The sequence below is a fragment of the Borreliella garinii genome, assembly GCF_001922545.1.
Lineage (GTDB): Bacteria > Spirochaetota > Spirochaetia > Borreliales > Borreliaceae > Borreliella > Borreliella garinii.
Genome location: NZ_CP018744.1, coordinates 521173 through 542488 on the forward strand (window position 1 = coordinate 521173; position 21316 = coordinate 542488).

19 protein-coding genes and 1 pseudogene are annotated in these 21316 nt (G+C 27.8%); 12 read left to right on the top strand and 8 right to left on the bottom strand.

Annotated features, from left to right (window positions below):
• Window positions 1-2: 2 nt before the first annotated feature.
• Window positions 3-1139, bottom strand: coding sequence for a cyclic di-GMP phosphodiesterase PdeB (gene pdeB / locus BLA33_RS02450; RefSeq protein ID WP_075226395.1), 1137 nt, complete (start codon window positions 1137-1139; stop codon window positions 3-5).
• Window positions 1140-1264: 125 nt separating this feature from the next.
• On the opposite strand from pdeB, the gene BLA33_RS02455 reads away from it, so the two are divergent.
• From BLA33_RS02455 to BLA33_RS02480, 6 genes are read left to right on the top strand one after another with little or no spacing between them, the layout of a single operon-like run.
• Window positions 1265-2032: a hypothetical protein gene (locus BLA33_RS02455; RefSeq protein ID WP_029346541.1), complete on the top strand. Its 768-nt coding sequence runs from the start codon at window positions 1265-1267 to the stop codon at window positions 2030-2032.
• Window positions 2033-2044: 12 nt separating this feature from the next.
• Window positions 2045-3517 (top strand): glutamate--tRNA ligase, encoded by a 1473-nt coding sequence (gene gltX, locus BLA33_RS02460; protein WP_029346542.1) that lies wholly within the window; start codon window positions 2045-2047, stop codon window positions 3515-3517.
• A gap of 17 nt (window positions 3518-3534) precedes the next feature.
• Complete coding sequence (locus BLA33_RS02465) at window positions 3535-4872, top strand: glycine--tRNA ligase (RefSeq protein WP_029346543.1); 1338 nt, start codon at window positions 3535-3537, stop codon at window positions 4870-4872.
• A complete protein-coding gene (gene tyrS, locus BLA33_RS02470) occupies window positions 4869-6086 on the top strand; it encodes a tyrosine--tRNA ligase (protein WP_075226396.1) in 1218 nt (405 codons plus the stop codon). The genes BLA33_RS02465 and tyrS overlap by 4 nt, the downstream gene beginning before the upstream one ends.
• A gap of 10 nt (window positions 6087-6096) precedes the next feature.
• Window positions 6097-8391 carry an AAA family ATPase gene (locus tag BLA33_RS02475; protein ID WP_029346544.1) on the top strand — a complete coding sequence of 765 codons (2295 nt, stop codon included), beginning with the start codon at window positions 6097-6099 and terminating at the stop codon, window positions 8389-8391.
• Window positions 8392-8408: 17 nt separating this feature from the next.
• Window positions 8409-9464, top strand: coding sequence for an NAD(P)H-dependent glycerol-3-phosphate dehydrogenase (locus tag BLA33_RS02480; RefSeq protein ID WP_075226397.1), 1056 nt, complete (start codon window positions 8409-8411; stop codon window positions 9462-9464).
• A gap of 25 nt (window positions 9465-9489) precedes the next feature.
• Here BLA33_RS02480 and BLA33_RS02485 read toward each other — a convergent pair whose 3' ends face one another.
• Together BLA33_RS02485 and BLA33_RS02490 are read right to left on the bottom strand one after the other, a co-directional pair.
• Entirely contained in the window at window positions 9490-9768 is a 279-nt protein-coding gene (locus BLA33_RS02485) for a PTS transporter subunit EIIB (protein WP_029346545.1), read from the bottom strand.
• 7 nt (window positions 9769-9775) lie between these two features.
• Complete coding sequence (locus BLA33_RS02490) at window positions 9776-11152, bottom strand: aminopeptidase (protein ID WP_004793189.1); 1377 nt, start codon at window positions 11150-11152, stop codon at window positions 9776-9778.
• 123 nt (window positions 11153-11275) lie between these two features.
• Between BLA33_RS02490 and p22 the strand changes: the two genes are divergently transcribed.
• The gene (p22, locus tag BLA33_RS02495; protein ID WP_075226398.1) at window positions 11276-11863 is read left to right on the top strand and encodes a lipoprotein P22; all 588 of its coding nucleotides are present in this window, start codon (window positions 11276-11278) and stop codon (window positions 11861-11863) included.
• Between the two features lie 53 nt (window positions 11864-11916).
• On the opposite strand, the gene mgsA is transcribed toward p22, so the two are convergent.
• From mgsA to BLA33_RS06110, 5 genes and pseudogenes are all read right to left on the bottom strand, one after another.
• Window positions 11917-12297: a methylglyoxal synthase gene (gene mgsA / locus BLA33_RS02500; RefSeq protein WP_004791588.1), complete on the bottom strand. Its 381-nt coding sequence runs from the start codon at window positions 12295-12297 to the stop codon at window positions 11917-11919.
• A 92-nt stretch (window positions 12298-12389) separates the two neighbouring features.
• Window positions 12390-14401 (bottom strand): annotated as a pseudogene (locus BLA33_RS02505) (EAL domain-containing protein).
• A 20-nt stretch (window positions 14402-14421) separates the two neighbouring features.
• The gene (gene lgt, locus BLA33_RS02510) at window positions 14422-15408 is read right to left on the bottom strand and encodes a prolipoprotein diacylglyceryl transferase (protein ID WP_031505578.1); all 987 of its coding nucleotides are present in this window, start codon (window positions 15406-15408) and stop codon (window positions 14422-14424) included.
• Complete coding sequence (locus tag BLA33_RS02515; protein WP_075226399.1) at window positions 15408-16550, bottom strand: MinD/ParA family protein; 1143 nt, start codon at window positions 16548-16550, stop codon at window positions 15408-15410. The genes lgt and BLA33_RS02515 overlap by 1 nt, the downstream gene beginning before the upstream one ends.
• Before the next feature lie 3 nt (window positions 16551-16553).
• On the bottom strand, window positions 16554-16979 hold the full coding sequence (locus BLA33_RS06110; protein WP_029346546.1) for a hypothetical protein: 426 nt from the start codon (window positions 16977-16979) through the stop codon (window positions 16554-16556).
• 64 nt (window positions 16980-17043) lie between these two features.
• Between BLA33_RS06110 and BLA33_RS02525 the strand changes: the two genes are divergently transcribed.
• From BLA33_RS02525 to BLA33_RS02545, 5 genes are read left to right on the top strand one after another with little or no spacing between them, the layout of a single operon-like run.
• Entirely contained in the window at window positions 17044-18471 is a 1428-nt protein-coding gene (locus tag BLA33_RS02525; protein ID WP_029346547.1) for a S41 family peptidase, read from the top strand.
• 3 nt (window positions 18472-18474) lie between these two features.
• On the top strand, window positions 18475-19206 hold the full coding sequence (locus tag BLA33_RS02530; protein ID WP_029346548.1) for a 16S rRNA (uracil(1498)-N(3))-methyltransferase: 732 nt from the start codon (window positions 18475-18477) through the stop codon (window positions 19204-19206).
• Window positions 19199-19792: a hypothetical protein gene (locus BLA33_RS02535; RefSeq protein WP_029346549.1), complete on the top strand. Its 594-nt coding sequence runs from the start codon at window positions 19199-19201 to the stop codon at window positions 19790-19792. The genes BLA33_RS02530 and BLA33_RS02535 overlap by 8 nt, the downstream gene beginning before the upstream one ends.
• A 40-nt stretch (window positions 19793-19832) precedes the next feature.
• Window positions 19833-20321 carry a CarD family transcriptional regulator gene (locus BLA33_RS02540; RefSeq protein ID WP_004793081.1) on the top strand — a complete coding sequence of 163 codons (489 nt, stop codon included), beginning with the start codon at window positions 19833-19835 and terminating at the stop codon, window positions 20319-20321.
• 33 nt (window positions 20322-20354) lie between these two features.
• A complete protein-coding gene (locus BLA33_RS02545; protein ID WP_029346550.1) occupies window positions 20355-21305 on the top strand; it encodes a hypothetical protein in 951 nt (316 codons plus the stop codon).
• Window positions 21306-21316 lie beyond the last annotated feature (11 nt).

Here is a 21316-nt window from a genome sequence, read left to right on the forward strand (position 1 = left end):
TTTTATATACTATCTGCTAAAGAATGTTTATTTTTAATTAATTCTATTTCATCTTGATTGAGTATTTTTTTAATTCCTGTGTTTGTGTTTGGTATAGACTGAACGATAGGCTCATTTTTGTCTACAACTTTTCCATTTTTTATTATGTAGTTTACGTATGGTAGATTTGGGTTGAAATCATCTATATCTACTATTTTGGCTATAGAATTGTCATTAAGCTCTACAATAAAGTCTAAAGGACAAGAAGATATTGCATTGATTATTAACTTTAAAACCCTTTTGTCAAATTTTTTGTCAGCATCTTTAATTAATTCAATAATAGATGCCCCAGAATTAAAAGATTTTTTGTATGCCTTATCTAAAATGATAGCAGAATAGGCGCTAGCAGCGCCTATTATATTTGACTCTATGCTTATATTTTCACTTTTTAGTCCTTTAGGATAACCTGTTCCGTCTAGATTTTCTTTATGTGTTAAAAGTGTCAAACATATTGATCGTGACAAATTGCTTGTTGAAGCTACTTTATAACTAATTATGGGATATTTTCGTATTATTTCTAGTTCTTTGTCAGTTAATGCTTCTTTTTTTTCGCTGATTTTTGAGGGGATAAATAGAAATCCTATTTTATGTAAAAGAGCAATGCTACAAAGCTCTACTGTTTTGTAGTTATTTAGTCCCATTTTGTTGCCAAGGGCTACTGTTAAGATAGCTGTATTTACTGAATGAATAATGTGATAGTTTGCAGAAAGCTTGGGAATTCTAAAATATTTGATAAAAATTTTTTTCTGTTTTTTATAAAATTCTATTACTTTTTTGACAGTGGGCATAATGTCTTGGTAGTAAATTTTTTTATTTCTTTTGCAATTTTCATAAATTTCTTCTAAATTGCTTATTATTACATGATAACTGGAAATAGCCTCTTCGTTGAATTTTTTGTGTATTTCTTCATATTCTTTTTTAACAGAATCATCGCTAAAAAAATTTGGTCTTTCTTTAATGTATGATTTTAGGTTCCATTTTTCAATAAGCTCAAAGTTTTTGTCTCCAATAAATGCATTCTCAGGCCAAACCAGGAATTCCTTGTCTATTAAATACGATGAATTTTTTATATTTTTGATAATGCTTTCAAAATTTTGCATTTATTTCCTTAAAATTGAGCTCTATTAACCATGTATATCATATTATTTATTAATTGTCTATCTATTAGTATAATGTATTTATTATATCTCAATTTTTGAATTAAGCTTCTTTTGAAGAGATTTTTATGGTAGAAAAAATACGCTTAGGCTTTAATATTATATTTCTTGGATTATTTATTTATTTTCTGGCAATTTTAAGATTTCAAATGAACTTAAGCTTCATTTTATTTAATTACCAGTTTATTGTAATTTATCTTTTACTAGTGATTGTTTTTAATATTATTTACTCCCAATATTTTTCTTCAAGATTGTATTTTATTTTAAATGGGATGGAAGATACATTTACTTTTTTAAAGCTTAAAATGGTTCGCAAAAAGCTTAAAAGTGTTTTTGAAATATCTATTCTTCTTAGGTTTATTTTAATAAAACAAGATAAAAAAAGCCTTGATGAGCTTTATTTTTATTTAAAAGATAATAGATTAAGGTATAAGACAATAATAGAGCTTTATTCTGTTCTTATTAGCTTTAGGGAAAAAGAAAAGGCTTCTAGTTTAATTTTAAATTACAAGTGGAGTAGAAATAAGTGGGTGAAATATTGTGAGGCTCTTAGCATGTTGTCATTTGAAGAGCATTTAAAGCTAAAAGAGTTAGTAAATTTTTTAGATAAGTTTTTTTTAAAAAATGATATTTTTACCATTTATTTCTATTATTTGTTGCGAAAATCGAGTATGTCTTTTGATTTGCTTGAAAGTAGGAAAATTGAGATTAGAGATCGATATTATAAATTTAAAAATAGGATAGATTCTAAGCATACAAAGCTACTTAGTTCAAATTTATTTTTTGTTGTTTTTTATTATATTTATGATTTTTCTAAAAAAGATGTTTTTTATTGAAGGAGTTGTGTTTTGAGTATAAGAGTTCGTTATGCGCCTTCTCCAACGGGCTTACAACATATTGGTGGGATTAGAACGGCTTTGTTTAATTATTTTTTTGCAAAGTCTTGTGGGGGTAAATTTTTACTTAGAATTGAGGATACAGATCAGAGCAGATATTTTTCAGAAGCTGAAAATGATCTTTATTCAAGCCTTAAATGGCTTGGTATTTCTTTTGATGAAGGTCCTATTGTAGGAGGTGATTATGCACCTTATGTTCAGTCTCAAAGAAGTGCAATATATAAAAAATATGCTAAATATTTAATTGAATCTGGGCATGCTTATTATTGCTATTGTACTCCTGAAAGGTTGGAAAGAATTAAGAAAATTCAAAATATTAATAAGATGCCACCTGGATATGATAGGCATTGTAGAAATTTAAGTGATGACGAAGTTGAGAATGCACTAATTAAAAAAATCAAGCCTGTTGTTAGATTTAAAATTCCTTTAGAAGGAGAGACTAGCTTTGATGATATTTTGCTTGGAAAGATTACATGGTCGAATAAAGACATTAGTCCTGATCCTGTAATTCTCAAGTCAGATGGATTACCGACTTACCATCTTGCGAATGTTGTTGATGATTATTTAATGAAAATTACTCATGTATTAAGGTCTCAAGAATGGGTTTCTTCAGGTCCATTGCACATACTTCTTTATAAGGCTTTTGAATGGAAATCGCCTATTTATTGTCATCTTCCAATGGTTATGGGAAATGATGGTCAAAAATTAAGCAAAAGACATGGATCAACAGCCTTAAGGCAATTTATTGAAGATGGATATCTTCCGGAAGCTATTATTAATTATGTTACTTTGCTTGGTTGGTCTTACGATGATAAGAGAGAATTTTTTTCAAAAAATGACCTTGAACAATTTTTTTCAATTGAAAAGATCAATAAATCTTCTGCAATTTTTGATTATCATAAGTTAGATTTTTTCAATAGTTACTATATTAGAGAAAAAAAAGATGAAGATTTATATAATCTTTTACTCCCTTTTTTTCAAAAAAAAGGATATGTTTCTGAGCTTATTACTTTAGAAGAGAGTCAAAAATTAAAATTATTAATCCCTCTTATAAAGAATAGAATTAAAAAACTAAGTGATGCTTTAAATATGACCAAATTTTTTTATGAGGACATTAAATCTTGGAATTTAGATGAGTTTTTAAATAGAAAAAAAACAGCTAAAGAGGTTTGTTATATTTTAGAATTAATAAAGCCTATTTTAGAAGGATTTGAAAAAAGATCGTCAGAGGAAAATGATAAAATTTTTTATGATTTTGCTGAGAATAATGGTTTTAAATTGGGAGAAATTCTTCTTCCTATTAGAATTGCAGCACTTGGCAGCAAAGTCTCTCCGCCGCTTTTTGATTCTTTAAAATTGATAGGTAAGTCTAAGGTTTTTGAAAGAATAAAATTGGCACAGGAATTTTTAAGAATAAATGAATAACTATTAAGGATATTTTTATGGTTAGAATGGAAGATATTATTTCTCTTGCTAAGAGAAAAGGTTTTGTATTTCAGTCTTCAGAGGTTTATGGGGGTCTTTCGGGAGCTTGGGATTATGGTCCTTTGGGGGTTGAGCTTAAAAAAAATATAAAAAGCGAGTGGTGGAAGAGCATGGTGTACTTACATGAAAATATTGTAGGTTTGGATAGTGCTATTTTTATGCGATCTGAAATTTGGAGAGCATCTGGTCATATTGACGGTTTTTCAGACTCTATGGTTGATTGCAAAGATTGTAAAAGTAGATTTAGAGCCGATTTTGTTGATTTGTCAAAAAATTGTCCAAATTGTAAAGTTGGGAACAATTTTACTTCTCCGAGAAGTTTTAATTTAATGTTTAAGACCCATATTGGAGTAGTTGAGGATAGCTCTAATGAGATTTATTTAAGACCCGAGACAGCACAAGGAATTTTTGTTAATTTTAGGAATGTTTTGGATTCTTCAAGGCTTAAGATTCCTTTTGGAATTGCTCAAGTAGGGAAAGCGTTTAGGAATGAGATAGTTACTAAAAATTTTATATTTAGAACTTGTGAGTTTGAGCAAATGGAAATGCAGTTTTTTGTTCATCCTAAGCAAATAGATGAATGGTTTTGTTATTGGCAACAAAATAGAATGAATTTTTTTATAGAAACTCTTAAAATTAGACCCGATAAATTAAGATTTAAAGCTCATGATTCAACACAACTTGCTCATTATGCAAAATCTGCATTTGATATTGAGTATGAATTTCCGTTTGGATTTCAGGAAGTAGAAGGTATTCACAATAGAGGCAATTATGATTTAACTCAGCATTCTAAATTTTCTAACAATCCTAAAATATTTGAGTATCATGATTTGTTAACAAAAGAGAGATATGTGCCTCATGTTATTGAAACTTCTGCCGGACTTACAAGATCTGTTTTAATGATCCTTTGCAACGCTTATTCTGAAGAAGAACTCTCAGATGGAGATAAGCGTATTGTTTTGCGATTACATCCTAAGTTGGCTCCTTATAAAATTGCTATATTCCCTCTTGTTAAAAAAGTTGAGCTTGTTAAGATTGCTAGAAGAATTTATATGGAGCTTTGTGATGATTTTCATATATTCTACGATGATAGTGGAACAATAGGTAAAAGGTATAGACGTCAAGATGAAATAGGGACCCCTTATTGTGTAACAGTAGACTACAATACTATTGAGGATGAAACAGTCACTGTTAGAGAAAGAAATAATATGACCCAGAAGAGAATTTTTACTAATGATTTATATTCATACATTAAAACAGAGATTTTAAATTACAAAGAGGATTTTAATAAATGAATCTTGCTTTAAACCTTTTATATAAGCGCGGATTTTTAAAGCAATGCACATCTTTAAAGGTTTTAAGTGATTTAATGGATAGGGAAAAAATAGTTTTTTATGCAGGAGTTGATGCAACATCTAGTTCTCTTCATATTGGTCATTTGATTCCTTTTTTGGCTATGATGCATCTTAGACAACATGGTCACATGCCAATTATTTTGATTGGAGATTCTACAGCAAAAATAGGCGATCCTTCTGGAAAAAGCGAGATGAGAAAGATTTTGTCTTCACAAGAGATTAACAATAATGCTTTATCGATAAAAAATCAACTTCAAAGAATAACGAGGTTTAGTTCAAGCTGCTTTATTCATAATTCAAATTGGTTAGATAATCTTAATTATATTGAATTTTTAAGAGATATTGGCATTCATTTTTCTGTTAATCGTATGTTAAGCTTTGAAACTTATAAAAGAAGACTAGATTTTGGACTTTCCTTTATTGAGTTCAATTATCAGCTTTTGCAGTCTTATGATTATTATATGCTTAATAAAATTAAAAATTGTAGACTTCAAATTGGTGGGGATGATCAATGGGGGAATATTGTGTCGGGTGTTGACTTGATTAGAAGAAAAACGGGAGTAGAAGCTTTTGGAGTTACGTTTCCATTAATTACAAGAAGTGATGGGAAAAAGATGGGCAAATCAGAAAAAGGTGCTGTTTATCTTGATTCTAGTCTTTACAGTATTTATGATTTTTATCAGTATTTTAGAAATACTTCAGATTCTGATGTGAAAACTTTTTTATACCTTTTTACTTTTTTAGAAGAAGATGAGATTGAATCAATTTCAAATTTTAAGGGAAATTCTTTAAATAAGGCTAAAGAGATTTTAGCTTTTGAGATAACTAAAATTGTTCATGGAGAAGCGGAAGCCTTGAAAGTTCAAGAAGCATCCTTTGCTGCATTTAGGGGGAGTGGAGATAGAAGTAATATTCCATTTTTTAAATTTAGCTTTTCTGGCTTAGAAGAAGAGATATTGTTGATTAATTTAATGCTTGATTCAAAAATTGTGCCTAGTAAGTCAGAGGGTAGAAGATTGATTAATTCTGGGGGGGTGTATATCAACGGCAAAAGGGTAGAAAATCAGAACCATTTTATTACTAGAGAGGATTTTAATAACAATGAAATTGAATTACGAGTAGGTAAGAAAAAATTTTTACGAATTGTTTTATAGTTGATTTTGAATGTATGACAGAAGAGTTTTAAATTGTTTGTTTTTTAACACGTTTTTGTTTTTCATGGAGTCTAAGCATCTTGTTTTTACAGAAGAGCACATTTTTTATGGGTTGATTAAAAGCGATAAAATTAAAGAACTACTTAATTTTTGTACAATTGACTTTTATAAGCTTAATAAACAGCTAGAAGAATTTTTTAGTAAACTTCCCTTAAGAGACAATTATATTCCTGATTATGTTTCTAGTATGGATTATTTGTATGACGACATAATCAGTGTTCTTTCTTTTTATAAAAAGCCTTATAAAATACAAGAAAAAGATTTATTGTGGGTGCTTATCAAAAAAAGAAAAAATAGCATTTTAGATACGTTAATTAACTCAGGTTTTAATTTAACTATTTTTGACAAACTTATTGAAGTTCATGATTATTTGGCTGTAAATACTAAATCCGATTTAGATTATGATAGTGAATTAATTGCAGAATATATTCACAATAATGCGCCAAAAAGTAAAGGAGGCTTTCATATTTTTAATAATAATCGTGATAAGTTGAATCAAAATAATACTTTCTTAGAAAAGAATGACTCTATTGGCAATTTTTTAACAAACATTATTGATGCTTTGGATTTAAAGCACAATCCTTTAATTGGTAGAAAGCGAGAATTATCTCGGTTAATTCAGGTAATACTTAGGAAGCATAAAAGTAACCCTATTTTATTTGGAGAACCCGGTGTTGGAAAAACAGTGTTAATCCAAGGTCTTGCATATAAAATAAAAATAGAGAATGTCCCAAGGGATTTAATAGGATATGAAATCTATTCTCTTGATATTGGCAGGCTTATTTCGGGCACTAAATATAGGGGAGATCTTGAGAGTAGGATTAACAGGGTTTTAGATTTTTTAAACTCAAGAAAAAAAGTTATGCTTTTTATTGATGAGATCCATATGATAGTAGGGGCGGGCGCCACTTCATTTGGTAGTATGGATATTTCTAATTTATTGAAGCCTATTTTGACTTTAGGAAAAATTAAATTTATTGGAGCTACCACAGAATATGAATATAGAAAATTTTTTTTAAAAGATAAGGCTTTAATGAGGAGGTTTCAGAGTATAGAGCTCAAAGAGCCTGATTTTGACGACACTTATAATATTTTGCATGAGATTAAGAAAGATTATGAGAGATATCATAATGTGGAATATACAGACGAGGCAATACGAGCCTGCATTGTTATGTCTCAAAAATATATTAAAGATAGATTTCTTCCAGACAAAGCTTTTGATATTTTAGATGAACTAGGTTCTAAGTTTAAGATTCAAAACATAAAAAGAGTCATAACAAAAGAGGATGTTTGTGATCTGATTAAGTCTGTTGTTGGCTCTAATATTTTTAATTTTGAAGAGTATGATAGTGAGTTGTTAATTAATTTAGAGAATAGAATAAAAAAAGAACTTATTATACATGATAGTTTAATATTTGATTTGATACTAAATATAAAACTATTAAAATTTAATTTACTTGCCAACAGAAGTACTATTGGCATATTTGCCTTTATTGGTCCTTCTGGAGCGGGAAAATGCAAATTGACGGATATTTTATCAGAAGAGCTTGGAATTCAAAAATTTAGTCTTAATATGGGCGAATATAGCGATTTTAATTCTCTTGATAGATTGATTGGACCTGTTTTAAGTAATGAAGGGTATTATGAATCTACTAGATTTTTTAATTTTTTAAACAAATCTTCTAATTCTATTATTTTTCTATCAGATTTTGATAAATGTAATAAAAGGGTTTTAAATTTTTTTTTGGAAGGATTTAAAACAGGCAAGCTTTTTGATGGTCTTGGGAAAAAGGCAAGTTTATCAGAAAGTTTAATAGTAATAAGCGTTAATGCTGAGAGCAATGAGCTTAATAGTATTGGCTTTAAAAACAAAATGACAGGGGAAAATGATTTTAATCTTATATTAGAGAAGAGATTTCCTAATGAATTTTTAGAGTTAATAGATTATGTTCTTTTATTTAAATCTATTGATGAGTTAGATTTTGAAAAAATTGTTTTTAATGAGCTTAATCGTTTTGCTAGGATATTGAGAGATAGAAAATTTGATGTTTTTTTTGAGAAAAGTGTTATTGATTATATTCGGGAAAAGATTTATGGAAAGGGTTATGGATTAAAAAGGATTAAAAAGTTTATATTCAAAGAAGTGGGAAAGCTTTTAATAGATGAAATTCTTTTTAAGAAAATTGAAAATTCTGGTAAAATAAAAATCTATTTAGATGAAACAATAAAATATGAGTTTTTATAAGGTTATAGGGAGTATTTATGAAAATATCAGTAATAGGAGCGGGGGCTTGGGGGACAGCTATCGCAAAGTCTTTGGCAGATAAATTTGATTTTAATATTTTTTTATGGTCTTTTGAAGAAGATGTTAAGAATGGTATTAATAATGGTAATGTTAATGATAAATATTTAAAGGGAATTAAATTGCCAAAAAATTTGGTTGCAAGTTCAGATTTGTTTGAAGTTGTATCGATGTCTGATTATATTTTAATTGCAACGCCTTCTCTTTTTACTGTTGATATTTTTAAAAAATTGGATCAATTTTTTGATTCTTTACAGCTAAAGCCAAAATTAGCAATACTTACAAAAGGATTTCTTACTTTTAATGGAAAGACTCATACAGTTATTGAAGCTGCTGAGAAAGTTATTAAAGGATATAAAGATGAAATTACCTATATTGTTGGGCCAAGTCATGCTGAGGAAGTTGGACTTGGTGTGATAACAGGACTTGTTGCGGCTAGTCATAATAGGGAAAATGCATATTTGTTTATTAATTTATTTAGCAAAACCCCAATTTCTTTGTTTTATAGCAAAGATGTTTTTGGGGTGCAAATAGCAGCAGCTTTAAAAAATGTGTTTGCAATTGCATTTGGAATTTTAGATGCGTATAAATTAAATTATCCTAATTTGATAGGGAATAATACAGAATCATTTTTATTTTCAATATCCTTAAATAATATGAAAGACATTGCAATTGAGCTTGGAGGAAAAAATATTGAAACGTTTTTATTTTTGTCTGGTTCTGGTGATTTAGATGTTACTTGTAGAAGCATGTTTGGAAGGAATAGGCGATTTGGCAATGAAATTGTTAGCAAAAATATTTTGGAAAGCTTTTTTAGTATCGATGATTTGATAAACAATATTGAAAAAATTGGATATTTGCCAGAGGGAGTTTTTGCTGCTAAATCAATTTTTTCCCTTTTAAAAGAATTAAATCGCGATTTCAATCCTAATAGCTTGTTAAGTGTTATATATAAAATTTTGAATAAAGAGTTGCGAGCTGAATCTGTTATTGAGTATATGAGGGATATTGGATAATGAAATAAAGCCTCTTAAAGAGGCTTTATTGTTTTTGATCATTCATCATATATAAAATCTTATTATAAACATCTTCTATTATTTCGAAATTCATTACAATTTCTGTAAGTTCATTAGATTTAATAGTTCCTATTATGTTGTCATTTTTTGTTAAATCGTCTCTTTTGACTAAAGAATTGCTGTCTACTAAAATTTTTATTCTCGTTATTTCTTTGCTGATGTTTTTAATATTTTTGATTCCTCCAAAGCATTCTACAATATGCTCTGCTACTTTTATTTTATTTGTTTTTTCTATGTCTGCCATAGCAATTTTATTCCTTGTAGAAAGCTTTGTATGCTAAATAAGCATTGTATAAATCAAATTTAGAAGTTATTTCCATTGGAGAATGCATGCTTATAACAGCAGGTCCCATGTCTATTGTTCTTATTCCATAGCTAGCTAGGAATTTAGCAACAGTTCCTCCTCCGCCTTCTTCTACTTTTCCAAGTGTTGCTACTTGCCAGGCTATATTGTTTTTATTTAATAATTGCCTAATATAAGAAACAAGCTCGGCATCAGCATCGCTGGCCATAACTTTTCCACCATGTCCTGTATATTTCATTATGGGTATACCATAGCCAAGTTTGGGAGCATTTTGTGTGTCATGAACTGAGTTAAATATTGGGTTTATTGCTGCACAAACATCAGCAGAAATGCTTTTTGAATTCCATAAAGCTTTTTGGACTTGAAGATTATTGTATTCTGATTTTTTAATTTTAAAGATCATGTCAGAAACAAAATATTCAAGATATCTTGAATCTAGTCCAGTTGAGCCTGTTGAGCCAATTTCTTCTTTATCTACAAGAAAGCAAATAGCTGTTTTGTTTGGAATCTCTTCAAGATCAAATATAGATTCTAGTGAAGTGTAAGCGCATATTTTGTCATCTTGTCCGTAAGCACCAATTAAAGCTTTGTCAAATCCAACGTCTTTTGCTGTTCCTGCAGGTACTATTTCAATTTCTGATGATACGAAATCTTCTTCTTCTATTTTGTATTTTTCTTTTATTAGTTGCAGAGTTGCCAGTTTAACTTTATCTTGTTCTTTTGATTCGATTGGTAGGCTTCCAATTAAAATTTTAAGATTTTCTCCCTCAACAATTTCATCTGATTTTTTATTTCTTTGTATCTTTTTATCAAGATGAGGCAAAATGTCGGGAATTACAAATACAGGATCGTTTTCATTGTCGCCAATATTGATTTCAACTTTTTCTCCATTTTTTAAGAATACCACACCTCTTATTGAAAGGGGTGTAGATAACCACTGGTACTTTTTTATTCCCCCATAATAATTGGTTTTAAGAAATGCAAGTTCGTTTTCTTCAGAGATTGGGGAAGGCTTTGCATCAAGTCTTGGGGAATCTGTATGAGAAACAATTAAATTCATTCCATTTTCAATAGGATTTTTGCCAATAATAGCAAAAGCAGCAGTTTTTTCTCTACAAGTATAAAAAATTTTATCGCCTGGAATTAAATTTTTTTTCTCCTCAGCATCAATAAACCCCCTTTTTTTTGCTTTATCTAGAGCGTAGGATGTAACTTCTCTTTCTGTTTTAAATTTACTTATAAATTTTTTGTAACTTTCGGAAAAATTGAAAATTTGATTTTTTTCTTCTTCGCTTAAAGATATCCATGGATTTTGTTTTTTCATTAATAATACCTCCTATCTTATTTTAGCATTTTAATTGTTTTTAAGGTGTGTACAAAATAAATTATTTATTGTAAACTTACCTTTAATTTTAATGTTATTAATTAATCATAAGGGAGAATTTTTATGTATAAAAATGGTTTTTTAAAAAACTATTTAATGAGCTTGTTATTTCTTTTAATAATTGCGTGTACTTCAAAAGATAGCTCAAATGAATATGTTGAGGAGCAAGAAGTAGACAACACTTCCAAGCTTGATAATACTTCTAAAATAGATGAACATACTATTGGTCATGTTTTTCATGCTATGGGAGTAGTTCATTCAAAAAATGATCGAAAAAGTTTAGGAAAAAATATAAAGGTTTTTTATTTTTCTGAAGAAGATGGATACTTTGAAACAATACCTTCGAAAGAGAATGCAAAGTTAATAGTTTATTTTTATGATAATATTTATGCAGGAGAAGCCCCAATTAATATTTCTGGGAAAGAAGCTTTTATTTTTGTTGGGATTACTCCTGATTTTAAAAAGATTATAAATAGTAATTTGCATGGTGCTAAAAGCGATCTTATTGGTACTTTTAGAGATCTTAATATTAAAAATTCAAAATTGGAAGTTACAGTTGATGAGAATAATTCAGATGCCAAGACTTTCCTTGAATCTGTTAATTATATTATCGACGGTATTGAAAAAATTTCACCTATGATGATGAATTAATTTATATTTTTGATTTTTTAGGCTTTGATTTAAAATTAAAGCCTATTTTAAAATCAAGCATTCAAACCCTCAAGCCCTTTTATTAAAATTTCTGCTGTTTTTACATTGGTTGCAAGCGGTATATTATGTACATCGCAAAGTCTAATAAGAGCTGACACATCTGGTTCGTGAGGCTGACTTGTTAGGGGATCTCTAAAGAAAAATATAGCTAAGACATTCCCTTCAGCTACTTCAGCTCCAATTTGCTGATCTCCCCCCATAGGGCCTGATTTATATTTAATAATTGTAAGATCAGTAGCTTGTTGGATTCTGGACCCTGTTGTCCCTGTTGCAATAAGCTTGAATTTGGATAAGAAGAGATAGTTTTGCTTTACAAAATTTACCAAATCATCCTTTTTTTTGTCATGTGCAATTAATGCTATTTTTTTTTCCATTAATTTTATTCCTTTTTTAATGTAAAATTTTTTTTGAAATTTAATAAAATTTAGCCATGAATATATTTTTTAGATTTCACCGTTTTTAGAATTTATATTGGTTCTGGTTTGTGCCATAAAAATCCTTGTCCATAGTCTATTTCTAGTTCATTTATTTTTTTTAATATTTCTTCATTATATACAAATTCAGCAATAATTTTTATATTTTTTGTATCTGCTATTTTTTTAATGGATTTTATTATTACATAATCTATTTCACTGGAGTTTATTGCTTTTATGAAAGATCCATCTATTTTAAGCAAGTCTATTGGTAGTGTTTTAATATATGAGAGTGATGTATGCCCGCTTCCAAAATCATCAAGTGCTAGTTTGATTCCAAAACTTTTTAATTCTTGAAAATATTTATTTATTATCTCAAAATTTTCAAGAATTCCAGTTTCTGTTATTTCTAAACATATATTTTGAAGTGGGATTTGGCTTTTTAATAAAGTATCTTTTAAAAAGATTCGAAAGTTTTGGGATTTTAGCGAATAAGGAGATATGTTAATTGAGAAAATGTGAACCCCATTTTTTGATACAAAGCTTTTATATTCTCTTAAAGCCTTTTTAACTACCAATTGATCAACTTCAGCAGTTAAATTGTATTTGTCTATTAAGTTAAAAATTTGCTCGTTTGGAATTGGTTTGCCCATGTGGTCAAAAAGTCTTGTCAAGATTTCTATTTTAGGCTTTAGGTTCTTTTTAAGAGGATTTATTTTTTGATAATAAAGAGTAAAAAAATCATTTTTTATTGCTTTAAGTATATATTGAAAGATTTTGTTTTGATTTTTTAAAATCACCGCTTCTGGTAGTTCTTCTTTATATATAATAGGATTAGAGTCTTTGTATTCTGATGATATTTTTGTAGCCATCATTAATTTGGGGATTTTTAATTCTAGGTTTTCTCTTAAATTTACTTCTATTATTCCGATATTGAATTTGAATATAATAATATCTTCTTTTTTTAATGCCAACGTAATTGTTTTTTTGATTTTTTTGGCAATTGAGATTATTTGGTTTTCATCACCACTTGTGCATATGATTACTATTAAATTGTTGTTTTTTAGCTTAAAAATATATTCAGAGTATAATGACATTATTTTTGAATACATTATTTTAAGTATTTTTATATTAAGCTTTTCTCTATCTTCTTTGTATTCATATTCTGTTGTTAGGAATAGGTCTAAATTAAGCAAATATATTTTTTTTTCTTGTAAATATCCATATGGTTTACTAGTAATTTTTCAATTTCTTTGGCATTTTGAATCTCGTCTTGCGAATCAATAATTTCTAGATATTTATAGTTTTCTATTTTATTAAGGTTTGGTATTTCTTTTATTGTTATTAATTTATCAATATTGTTTTGATCAATTGTGCTAATAAATACATCTACATATAGTTTTTTATTATTTTTTAAAGTTAAAATACAATTGGTTATTAATATATTTTTAAATTCAGGAATAGAATTTGTATGATAACTTAAATCTATTTTTTTTAACTTTTCCCAATCTCTAATGTCTATGTCGGTTACTTTGATTTTATTTCCAGAGGTTTTTATTGGAAGATTAAGATTTTTACTACCTTTTTCATTGATATAAATAATTTCATTTTCGGTGTTTGTGATGATTACTATTTCTTTAATGAGTTCTGATAAATTTAAAAAGAAATCTAAGGTTGAGTTTTGATTGTCGCAAAATAGTTTTTTTTGGTGTATTAAGCTTTTTTTATATTCTAATTCGCTTATATCTTTTATTATTTCTATGTGGTTAAGTTTTAAATATTCCTCATCAAATTTTTCATTGCTAATTATAATAGAGTGGATTTTGTTTATATTTTTTAATTCATTTGCAACTTTTATTGAGAAATCTATTGGTTTTTCATGATTATAAATAATAGCGAATTTAATATTATTTTGTTTTACGTATTCACTGTATAAAGCTTTTTCAGATTTTACAATTTGAATTAAGTTAAAAATAGATTTGAGTTTTATAAGATCTCTAACATCAATTTCGTTTTTAGAGATTACAACAGAATTTATATTTTTGTAATTATTAACCCCTTTCATTTTATTGGCTTGCTCTTATTTTAATTTTTATATGCCAAGTTAGTATTATTTTTTATTTTTTTATCTGCGATTTTTTTAGTGACTATTACCCATATTAAACCTGAAAGCATTAGTATTAGTGAGAGAATTTGTCCCATTGATATGTTTAAAAAAGAAAATTCTGATAGACTTTCAATTGGCTTGTAGTTTATTATAAATCCAAGGTCTTTGTCAGGTTCTCTTAAATATTCAATAAAGAATCTGAAAAAAGCGTAAAGCATTACATATATACCAAAAATAAATCCATCATATTTTTTAATTTTTCTAAATAAAAACCATAGTAACATAAAAGTTACAGGTCCTTCGAAAAATCCTTCAATAAGTTGAGAGGGTATTCTTGGGAGGTTGATTAGCAGGTCATGAGGCAAGATTTCAAGCCCTATGGATGATGCAAATTCTTTGACACCTGGTATATTTGTATCAAATGGTTCTGCATTAGGGAATATTATTCCCCCTTTCATTACTCTTCCATAAAGCTCTGCATTTGCGAAATTAGCCAGTCTTCCAAGTATGTAACCAGAAGAAAAAGCTATTGATCCATAGTCTGTTAGTTTTAGAAAATATTTTTTAACATTTGTATTTTTAAGTTTTGTATTTATTATGATTAAAGGAGCAATTATTGCACCTAAAAAACCACCATGAATGGCCATACCTCTAAAGCCTGTAAAATTCCAATTTTGGTCGAATGGTAAAAAAATTAACCAAGGATGAGAATAATAAATCCCTGATTTATCGTAAACCAAAGTAGATGCCAATCTGCCTCCTAAAATTGCTCCAAGCACAAGCGAGAACATAAATGTTTCATAATCTTCTTTTTTGATATCAATTCTGTCTGATTGTATTTGATACCAAATAAACTTATAAGAGATTAGTATTATAAAAATGTAAGATAGGCTGTACCATGTAATTGGTATGCCTTGAATCACTTCAGGATGTAACCAACTTGGGTAATTTATATAATTTGGCATTAGACCTCCTTAGTCTTTTCAAACTTTTCAAAAAGCTTTTTTTTAAATAACATATTTTGCTTTCTTAAGGTTTCGATTTCTCTTTTTTGAGATTTTATTATATCAATAATTTCGCTACTTTCTATTGTTTTATTTTTTATCAACGATTCAAGGTATTCAATTTTTTCAATATATTCTTCTTGAGCTTCTCTTAATACGAAATCATAACTTTCATTTAAATCTTCTTCGTTTAAAAGCTCAGCATCATTTGTCAAATCTTCAATTTCGATCAATTTTTTTGCAATTTTTTTGATACTTTTAGAGGTTAAGCTTGTAGGTTTGTATATAGTAATAGGGATTTTGTTGTTTAAAGCTTGATCAACCATTTCATCTTTATAGATTGCTCCAATACTTTGTAAATTTATGCTTAAATAGTTTTTTGCTGATTTTATTATTTTTTCGGTTTTTCCAATGTCATTGGGAGTTTTGAGCATGTTAAATATCATAAAAGGACTAATGTTTTTAAACAATTTGTTAAATTTAGAGTAATTTTCAGGATCTTCGCTTTCGAGCTTTAACAACAAATTAGGGATATATACCCTTTGAAGGTCGATTGAATTTTGTTTTATTGTTTTTAGAATTTCATTTCCCTTTGTTCCTCTTTTAAATATGCTTGATAACAGCCTAAATATTATATTTTTAAGGAATAAATATGCATTCATTGTGGCTGTTACCGTTGGAGCTGTTACTATTACTCCTCTTTTTGACATTAAAAAAAAGTCTATAATATTAAAAGTTGTTCCTGCTCCAAGATCAATCACCAGGTAATCATATTCTAAGGCTTTTAAATTTTTTATTATAGTTTTTTTTTGAGAAGCGGTTATATTAGCAAGCTCTGGGATATCAGAATCTCCCGCAATGAAGTTTAGATTTTTAATTCCAGATTCAATAATAATGTCTGAGAAATTAATTTTTGTTTTTAAAAATGTACCTATACTTTTTTTGGGAGTAATGTTTAGCATTGAATGCAAATTAGATGCTCCAAGGTCAAGATCTACAAGCAAGACACTTTTCCCTTCATTTGCCAGGCAAATTGCTATGTTTGCCGAGAAAAGGGATTTGCCAACTCCCCCTTTACCACTGGCTACAGGAATAATAATCAAGCTTTACTCCGCTGTTTTTACTTTTGCTTTAATTATTGCTAAAATTACTACATTAAATACCAGATAAACTGCTGTAATTCCCAAAAGTATAGCCAGAGAGACCTGATAGACGTATACTTTAAAAGTAAATCCTAAGATAAATAATAATAATGTTAATATTATTTGGAATAATTTGGTTATTACTATAATGCTATGAAGAATTTTAAATTTTTCGTAGATAAAATAATAGAGTGTTAAATTTGCCATGAAAAATTCGGGTGAGTATAGAATAAATGTTAGCATAAACTTTATGGAGTAATTATTAATAAAAATTAATTTATTAATAGCTTGGTACAGTAGGGCTAAAATCAAAAGGCTTTCGAGTATTTGTAGTATAATAAGGCTTACTCTTTTGAGGTTTTGTTTTTTTTTAGGATGTGAGTTTAACATAGTTTTAAAATATTATATTATGGAAATAAAATCAAGTTTTAATTTTTGCATTAGGAATGGATAAATGAAAAATAAATTTTTAATATGCGTGTATTTTTTACTGACTCTTATTATAAGCTCTTTGGTAATTGTTGAATCTATTTTTGCTGTTGATGAGCCTAATAATAAGTTGTCAAGATCTAGTTATGAGCAGATGATGATTCAAGCTTTTGAATTTGTAAAAGAAAATTATGTTGAACCTGTAAACGATGAAGTGATTTTTGAAGGCGCTTTAAAAGGAATATTTCAAGCACTAGGTGATCCTTATTCTCAATATTTGACAAAAAAAGATTTAGAAGAAATTTCAAAAACAACAGTAGGAGATTATGTTGGTATTGGAATTTCTATAATAAAAAAAATGCATTCTCAAGATAAGCAAGACAAAACAAAAAATCTTGATCCTAATAGCTCTTGTGTTTCTATTGTTACACCTTTTGAGGGGGGTCCGGCTTATAAGGCTGGAATTAAATCTGGAGATTGTATTACCGCTGTTGATGGTAAGAGTGTTTCTTTTATGGAAGTAGATCAAGTTGTTGATCGTTTAAAAGGCAAAGAGGGTACAAAAGTTAAAGTGTCTATTCTTAGGGGAAAAGATTTAACATTAGATTTTGAACTTACAAGAGAAAAGATAGAAATACAAACAATTAAGTATGATGTTATTAATCAAGATATTGGTTATATAAGAATAGTAAGCTTTAATCCACACACTTCTGTAGATTTTAGCAAAGCTTTAGACAATCTTAAGAATAGAAATATTAAATCTTTAATTTTGGATTTAAGACTTAATACCGGTGGATATTTTCAGGCAGCTATAAAAATGGCAGATGATATCTTATCTAAAGGAACTATTGTTTCCACAAAATCAAGAAATTCTAGCAAGCCTATTGATTACAAGGCAAGCTCAAAACAGATTTTGCCTTCAGATATAAAAATCGTTGCTTTAATAGATAGATCATCAGCGTCAGCGTCGGAGGTTTTTGTAGGGGCTTTAAAAGATAATAAGAGAGCCTATATTATAGGTGAAAAGTCTTACGGCAAGGGAGTTATTCAGCATGTAGTTCCTTTTTATACTGGTGGATTTAAAATTACAAGCTCAAAGTATTATACTCCATCTGGAAAGAGTATCCATAAGGTTGGGATTGAGCCTGATTTAGAAATAAAATCTCCAGATTTTTCTGAGGAGGAGGCAGTAATATATAAAGAAATTTTTGACAAAAAGCTAATAGAAGGCTTTTTGAAAGGCAAAAAATCCATTACAGAGCAAGAGATTGATTTTTTTGTTGAGAATCTTGTTAAAGAAAATCCAAAATATAAAATTGATAAAGAATTTTTGGGCAAGTATGTGTTTTTTAATTATTATCAAGATAATAATAAAGAACTCCCAATTTATAATCTACATTATGACAAGACTTTAAAAGCAGCTTGTGAGTATTTATCTAAATTAGGTAATTAAATTGTGAAGCAAATTGTTTTAGATGCCAGTTGTTTAGCAGGCGATTTTATTATAGTTAAAGATATGAGAATATATCATCATCTTGTTAATGTAAGACGGTTTAAAAAAGGCGATAAGCTTAACATTCTTTTAAAAGATAAGGAATCAAGGGCGTCAGAAATAGTTAAGATTGGTAGTAACTTTATTAAGTTTGCTACCAATAAAATAGATAAAATTGAAAAAAATAATTTTGAGATAAGTATTTTTATTTCTAGCTTAAAGGGTAAAAAAATAGATTCGGTGTTAAGACAGGTTGTTGAAATTGGAGTTTCAGAAATTAATATTATTAATGCAGATCATTCTGTGTCCAAAATAGATATAAATAGTACATCTGCCAAAACTTTAAGATTTTCAAAAATAATAGATGAGGCTTTAAAGCAAAGCGGCAATCAAATTGTTCCTAAAATTAATTTTTATAATAATTTTTTTTATTTGCCTTATTCTTTTTGTACTACCAAATATTATGTTGCACATCAAAGTGGAATGCTTTTAAGCAAGAATGAAAATTTTGACAATTTTAGCAAAATTGGAATTATAATAGGTCCTGAAGGATGCTTTTCAAAGCCAGAAATTGCCTTTTTCAAGGAGAAAGGCTTTAATTTTGTAAGGTTTAACACTCCGGTTTTACGAGCAGATACGGCTATTATTTATTCACTTGCTTATTTTAAGGCATTATTAGGGGATTATAATGGCTAATTTAAAAGATATATATTCAAAACCAGACAGATTTTATTTTTTAGGGGTGCCTATAGATGTTTTTGATAGTCGCAGTAAGCTTATAAGCAGATTTGCTTATCTTTCGGGACATCCTTATCATTCAATAGTAATTTTTATTGGCTTTAAGGCTTTCCTTAAGGTTTTGATTTTTAAAAAATTTAGAAATCACATTAAAAATTCTTCTCTTGTTTTTTTAAATTCTAAGATTGTAAGATTTTTTTGTAAGATTTTTAAAAGAGTTGATATTGACTGTTATGATTCAAATACAGTTCTTCTTATTTTAATGGGAATACTAGAAAATGCCCATAAAACATGTTATATTATTGACAAGGATAAAGCAATTTCAAAGAAAAAATTTTTAAGATTGAAAGAATCTCATAAAGAAATTAGTTTTATTGGGTATTATGATTTAAAAGCTGTAAAGAGAAATAAAGAAATGTTTTTTGCAAATATTAACAAACTTACTCCCAGTGTAATAATAAGCTTTTGTAATGATAGATATCTTGAAAATTTATTTTATGAAAATAAATTTAATATTAGAACCAATTTAAGCGTTTTTTTATGAACTTTTAAATTTTAACTATCTATATTTTATGAGGTAAGTTATGGCATTTTTGCTAAACCAATCGGTAGTTTATCCAATGCATGGAGTAGGTACGATTAAGGATATTAGGACTAAAGAGTTTAATGGCGAGATTATTGATTATTATGAAATACATTTTCCATTTAGTGATATGATTTTTATGGTTCCTGTTGCTAAAGTTGACGATTTTGGGATTAGAGCTTTGGTTAGTAGAGAAAAGGTAGAAGAAGTTTTTGATGTTATTAAAGAGTTCGAAGGTCAAATAGATTCAAAAAAAATAAAAGATGGTGGTCATGAATTTTATAAAAAAAGTGATATTTTAGATACAGCAAAGTTATATAAGTTTTTATATAAAAAATCTACTCAAAAAGAACTTCCCTTTTACGAAAAAAGGATTTTAAATGATTTTGAGTTAATATTGGAGCACGAGATTAGCTTAGCTTTGCAAATTAGCTTTGAAGAAGCTAAGGAGAAGATTAAAAATATTTTGGTGGATAACAAAAAGGCTTAAAGTTTTTTCAATTTTTGAGGGGGAGGATTTGCTGTGCTTGATTCTTTAAGATTGATCTTTTTAATAATTTATAGATTTATTTTAATATTTTGCCTTTTTTCTTTAATGTTTATATTTACATTTTATTTAAAACATAAGTTTTTGTATTTTAATTTTTCTATTTTTAGTTATAGTCTTTATTACAATGCCTATATTTATTCTTTTCCTTTGTCGCTTATTGTTACTTTTATGAGAATACCTTATCCTTTTTATGGAGTGGTTTTAAAGTCTCCCAGAGATACTTTTCATTTTTATTGCATTATTTTTATTCTTATTTTATTGTTTTCTTATTTAGGATTTTTGGTTAGCCATAGTTTTCATTCCTACTATATTAATAATGGGAACGATGATAATTTTGTTCTTAAAGACGAGGTTGTGCATTTTTTAAATGGCAAAATAATATTTTCTAGCAATAGGCCTAAATTTTATGGTTTTAATGGAGTTTTAATTGTTTCAGAGGATGATAAAAAAGATAAAAGTTTTTCTTATCAATCAAATCTTTCTTATTCTAGTAAGATTGATTTGATTGATAAGAATTTTTTAGAGCAAAAGATTTATAATAACTTTGTTGATTTTCTTTTCAGGGATTTGAAAATTTTGAATAATTTTCTATTCTCACTCAATTATTTAAATTTAATTTTTAATATATTAGGAATTTCTTTATTATTATTTGCATTTTCTTATGTTTTCAATCTTATTTTTTCAAATAGTTTTGCAATATTTCTTTATCCCATTTTTATTATACTTTTTTTAAAAATTTACAATGTCTATTCGATTGAGTTTCCTAAGATTTACAATGTAATAATAGGAAAGAGTATTGTCTCTGATTTTATTCCTTTTATTTTTTGTGTTTTAACTTTTTTTTCTACCTATTTATTTGGCTTTGTTTCAGAATATATTAAAATCAGCAAAGATTTAGATAATAATTTATATAAGGTTAGTTAATTCTTAAAGTT

Bases quoted from the DNA above. Each gene is read 5' to 3' on its own strand.
- pdeB (WP_075226395.1), bottom strand. From the start codon at position 1,139: ATGCAAAATTTTGAAAGCATTATCAAAAATATAAAAAATTCATCGTAT.
- BLA33_RS02455 (WP_029346541.1), top strand. From the start codon at position 1,265: ATGGTAGAAAAAATACGCTTAGGCTTTAATATTATATTTCTTGGATTA.
- BLA33_RS02465 (WP_029346543.1), top strand. From the start codon at position 3,535: ATGGTTAGAATGGAAGATATTATTTCTCTTGCTAAGAGAAAAGGTTTT.
- tyrS (WP_075226396.1), top strand. From the start codon at position 4,869: ATGAATCTTGCTTTAAACCTTTTATATAAGCGCGGATTTTTAAAGCAA.
- BLA33_RS02475 (WP_029346544.1), top strand. From the start codon at position 6,097: ATGTATGACAGAAGAGTTTTAAATTGTTTGTTTTTTAACACGTTTTTG.
- BLA33_RS02480 (WP_075226397.1), top strand. From the start codon at position 8,409: ATGAAAATATCAGTAATAGGAGCGGGGGCTTGGGGGACAGCTATCGCA.
- BLA33_RS02485 (WP_029346545.1), bottom strand. From the start codon at position 9,768: ATGGCAGACATAGAAAAAACAAATAAAATAAAAGTAGCAGAGCATATT.
- BLA33_RS02490 (WP_004793189.1), bottom strand. From the start codon at position 11,152: ATGAAAAAACAAAATCCATGGATATCTTTAAGCGAAGAAGAAAAAAAT.
- p22 (WP_075226398.1), top strand. From the start codon at position 11,276: ATGTATAAAAATGGTTTTTTAAAAAACTATTTAATGAGCTTGTTATTT.
- mgsA (WP_004791588.1), bottom strand. From the start codon at position 12,297: ATGGAAAAAAAAATAGCATTAATTGCACATGACAAAAAAAAGGATGAT.
- lgt (WP_031505578.1), bottom strand. From the start codon at position 15,408: ATGCCAAATTATATAAATTACCCAAGTTGGTTACATCCTGAAGTGATT.
- BLA33_RS06110 (WP_029346546.1), bottom strand. From the start codon at position 16,979: ATGTTAAACTCACATCCTAAAAAAAAACAAAACCTCAAAAGAGTAAGC.
- BLA33_RS02525 (WP_029346547.1), top strand. From the start codon at position 17,044: ATGAAAAATAAATTTTTAATATGCGTGTATTTTTTACTGACTCTTATT.
- BLA33_RS02535 (WP_029346549.1), top strand. From the start codon at position 19,199: ATGGCTAATTTAAAAGATATATATTCAAAACCAGACAGATTTTATTTT.
- BLA33_RS02540 (WP_004793081.1), top strand. From the start codon at position 19,833: ATGGCATTTTTGCTAAACCAATCGGTAGTTTATCCAATGCATGGAGTA.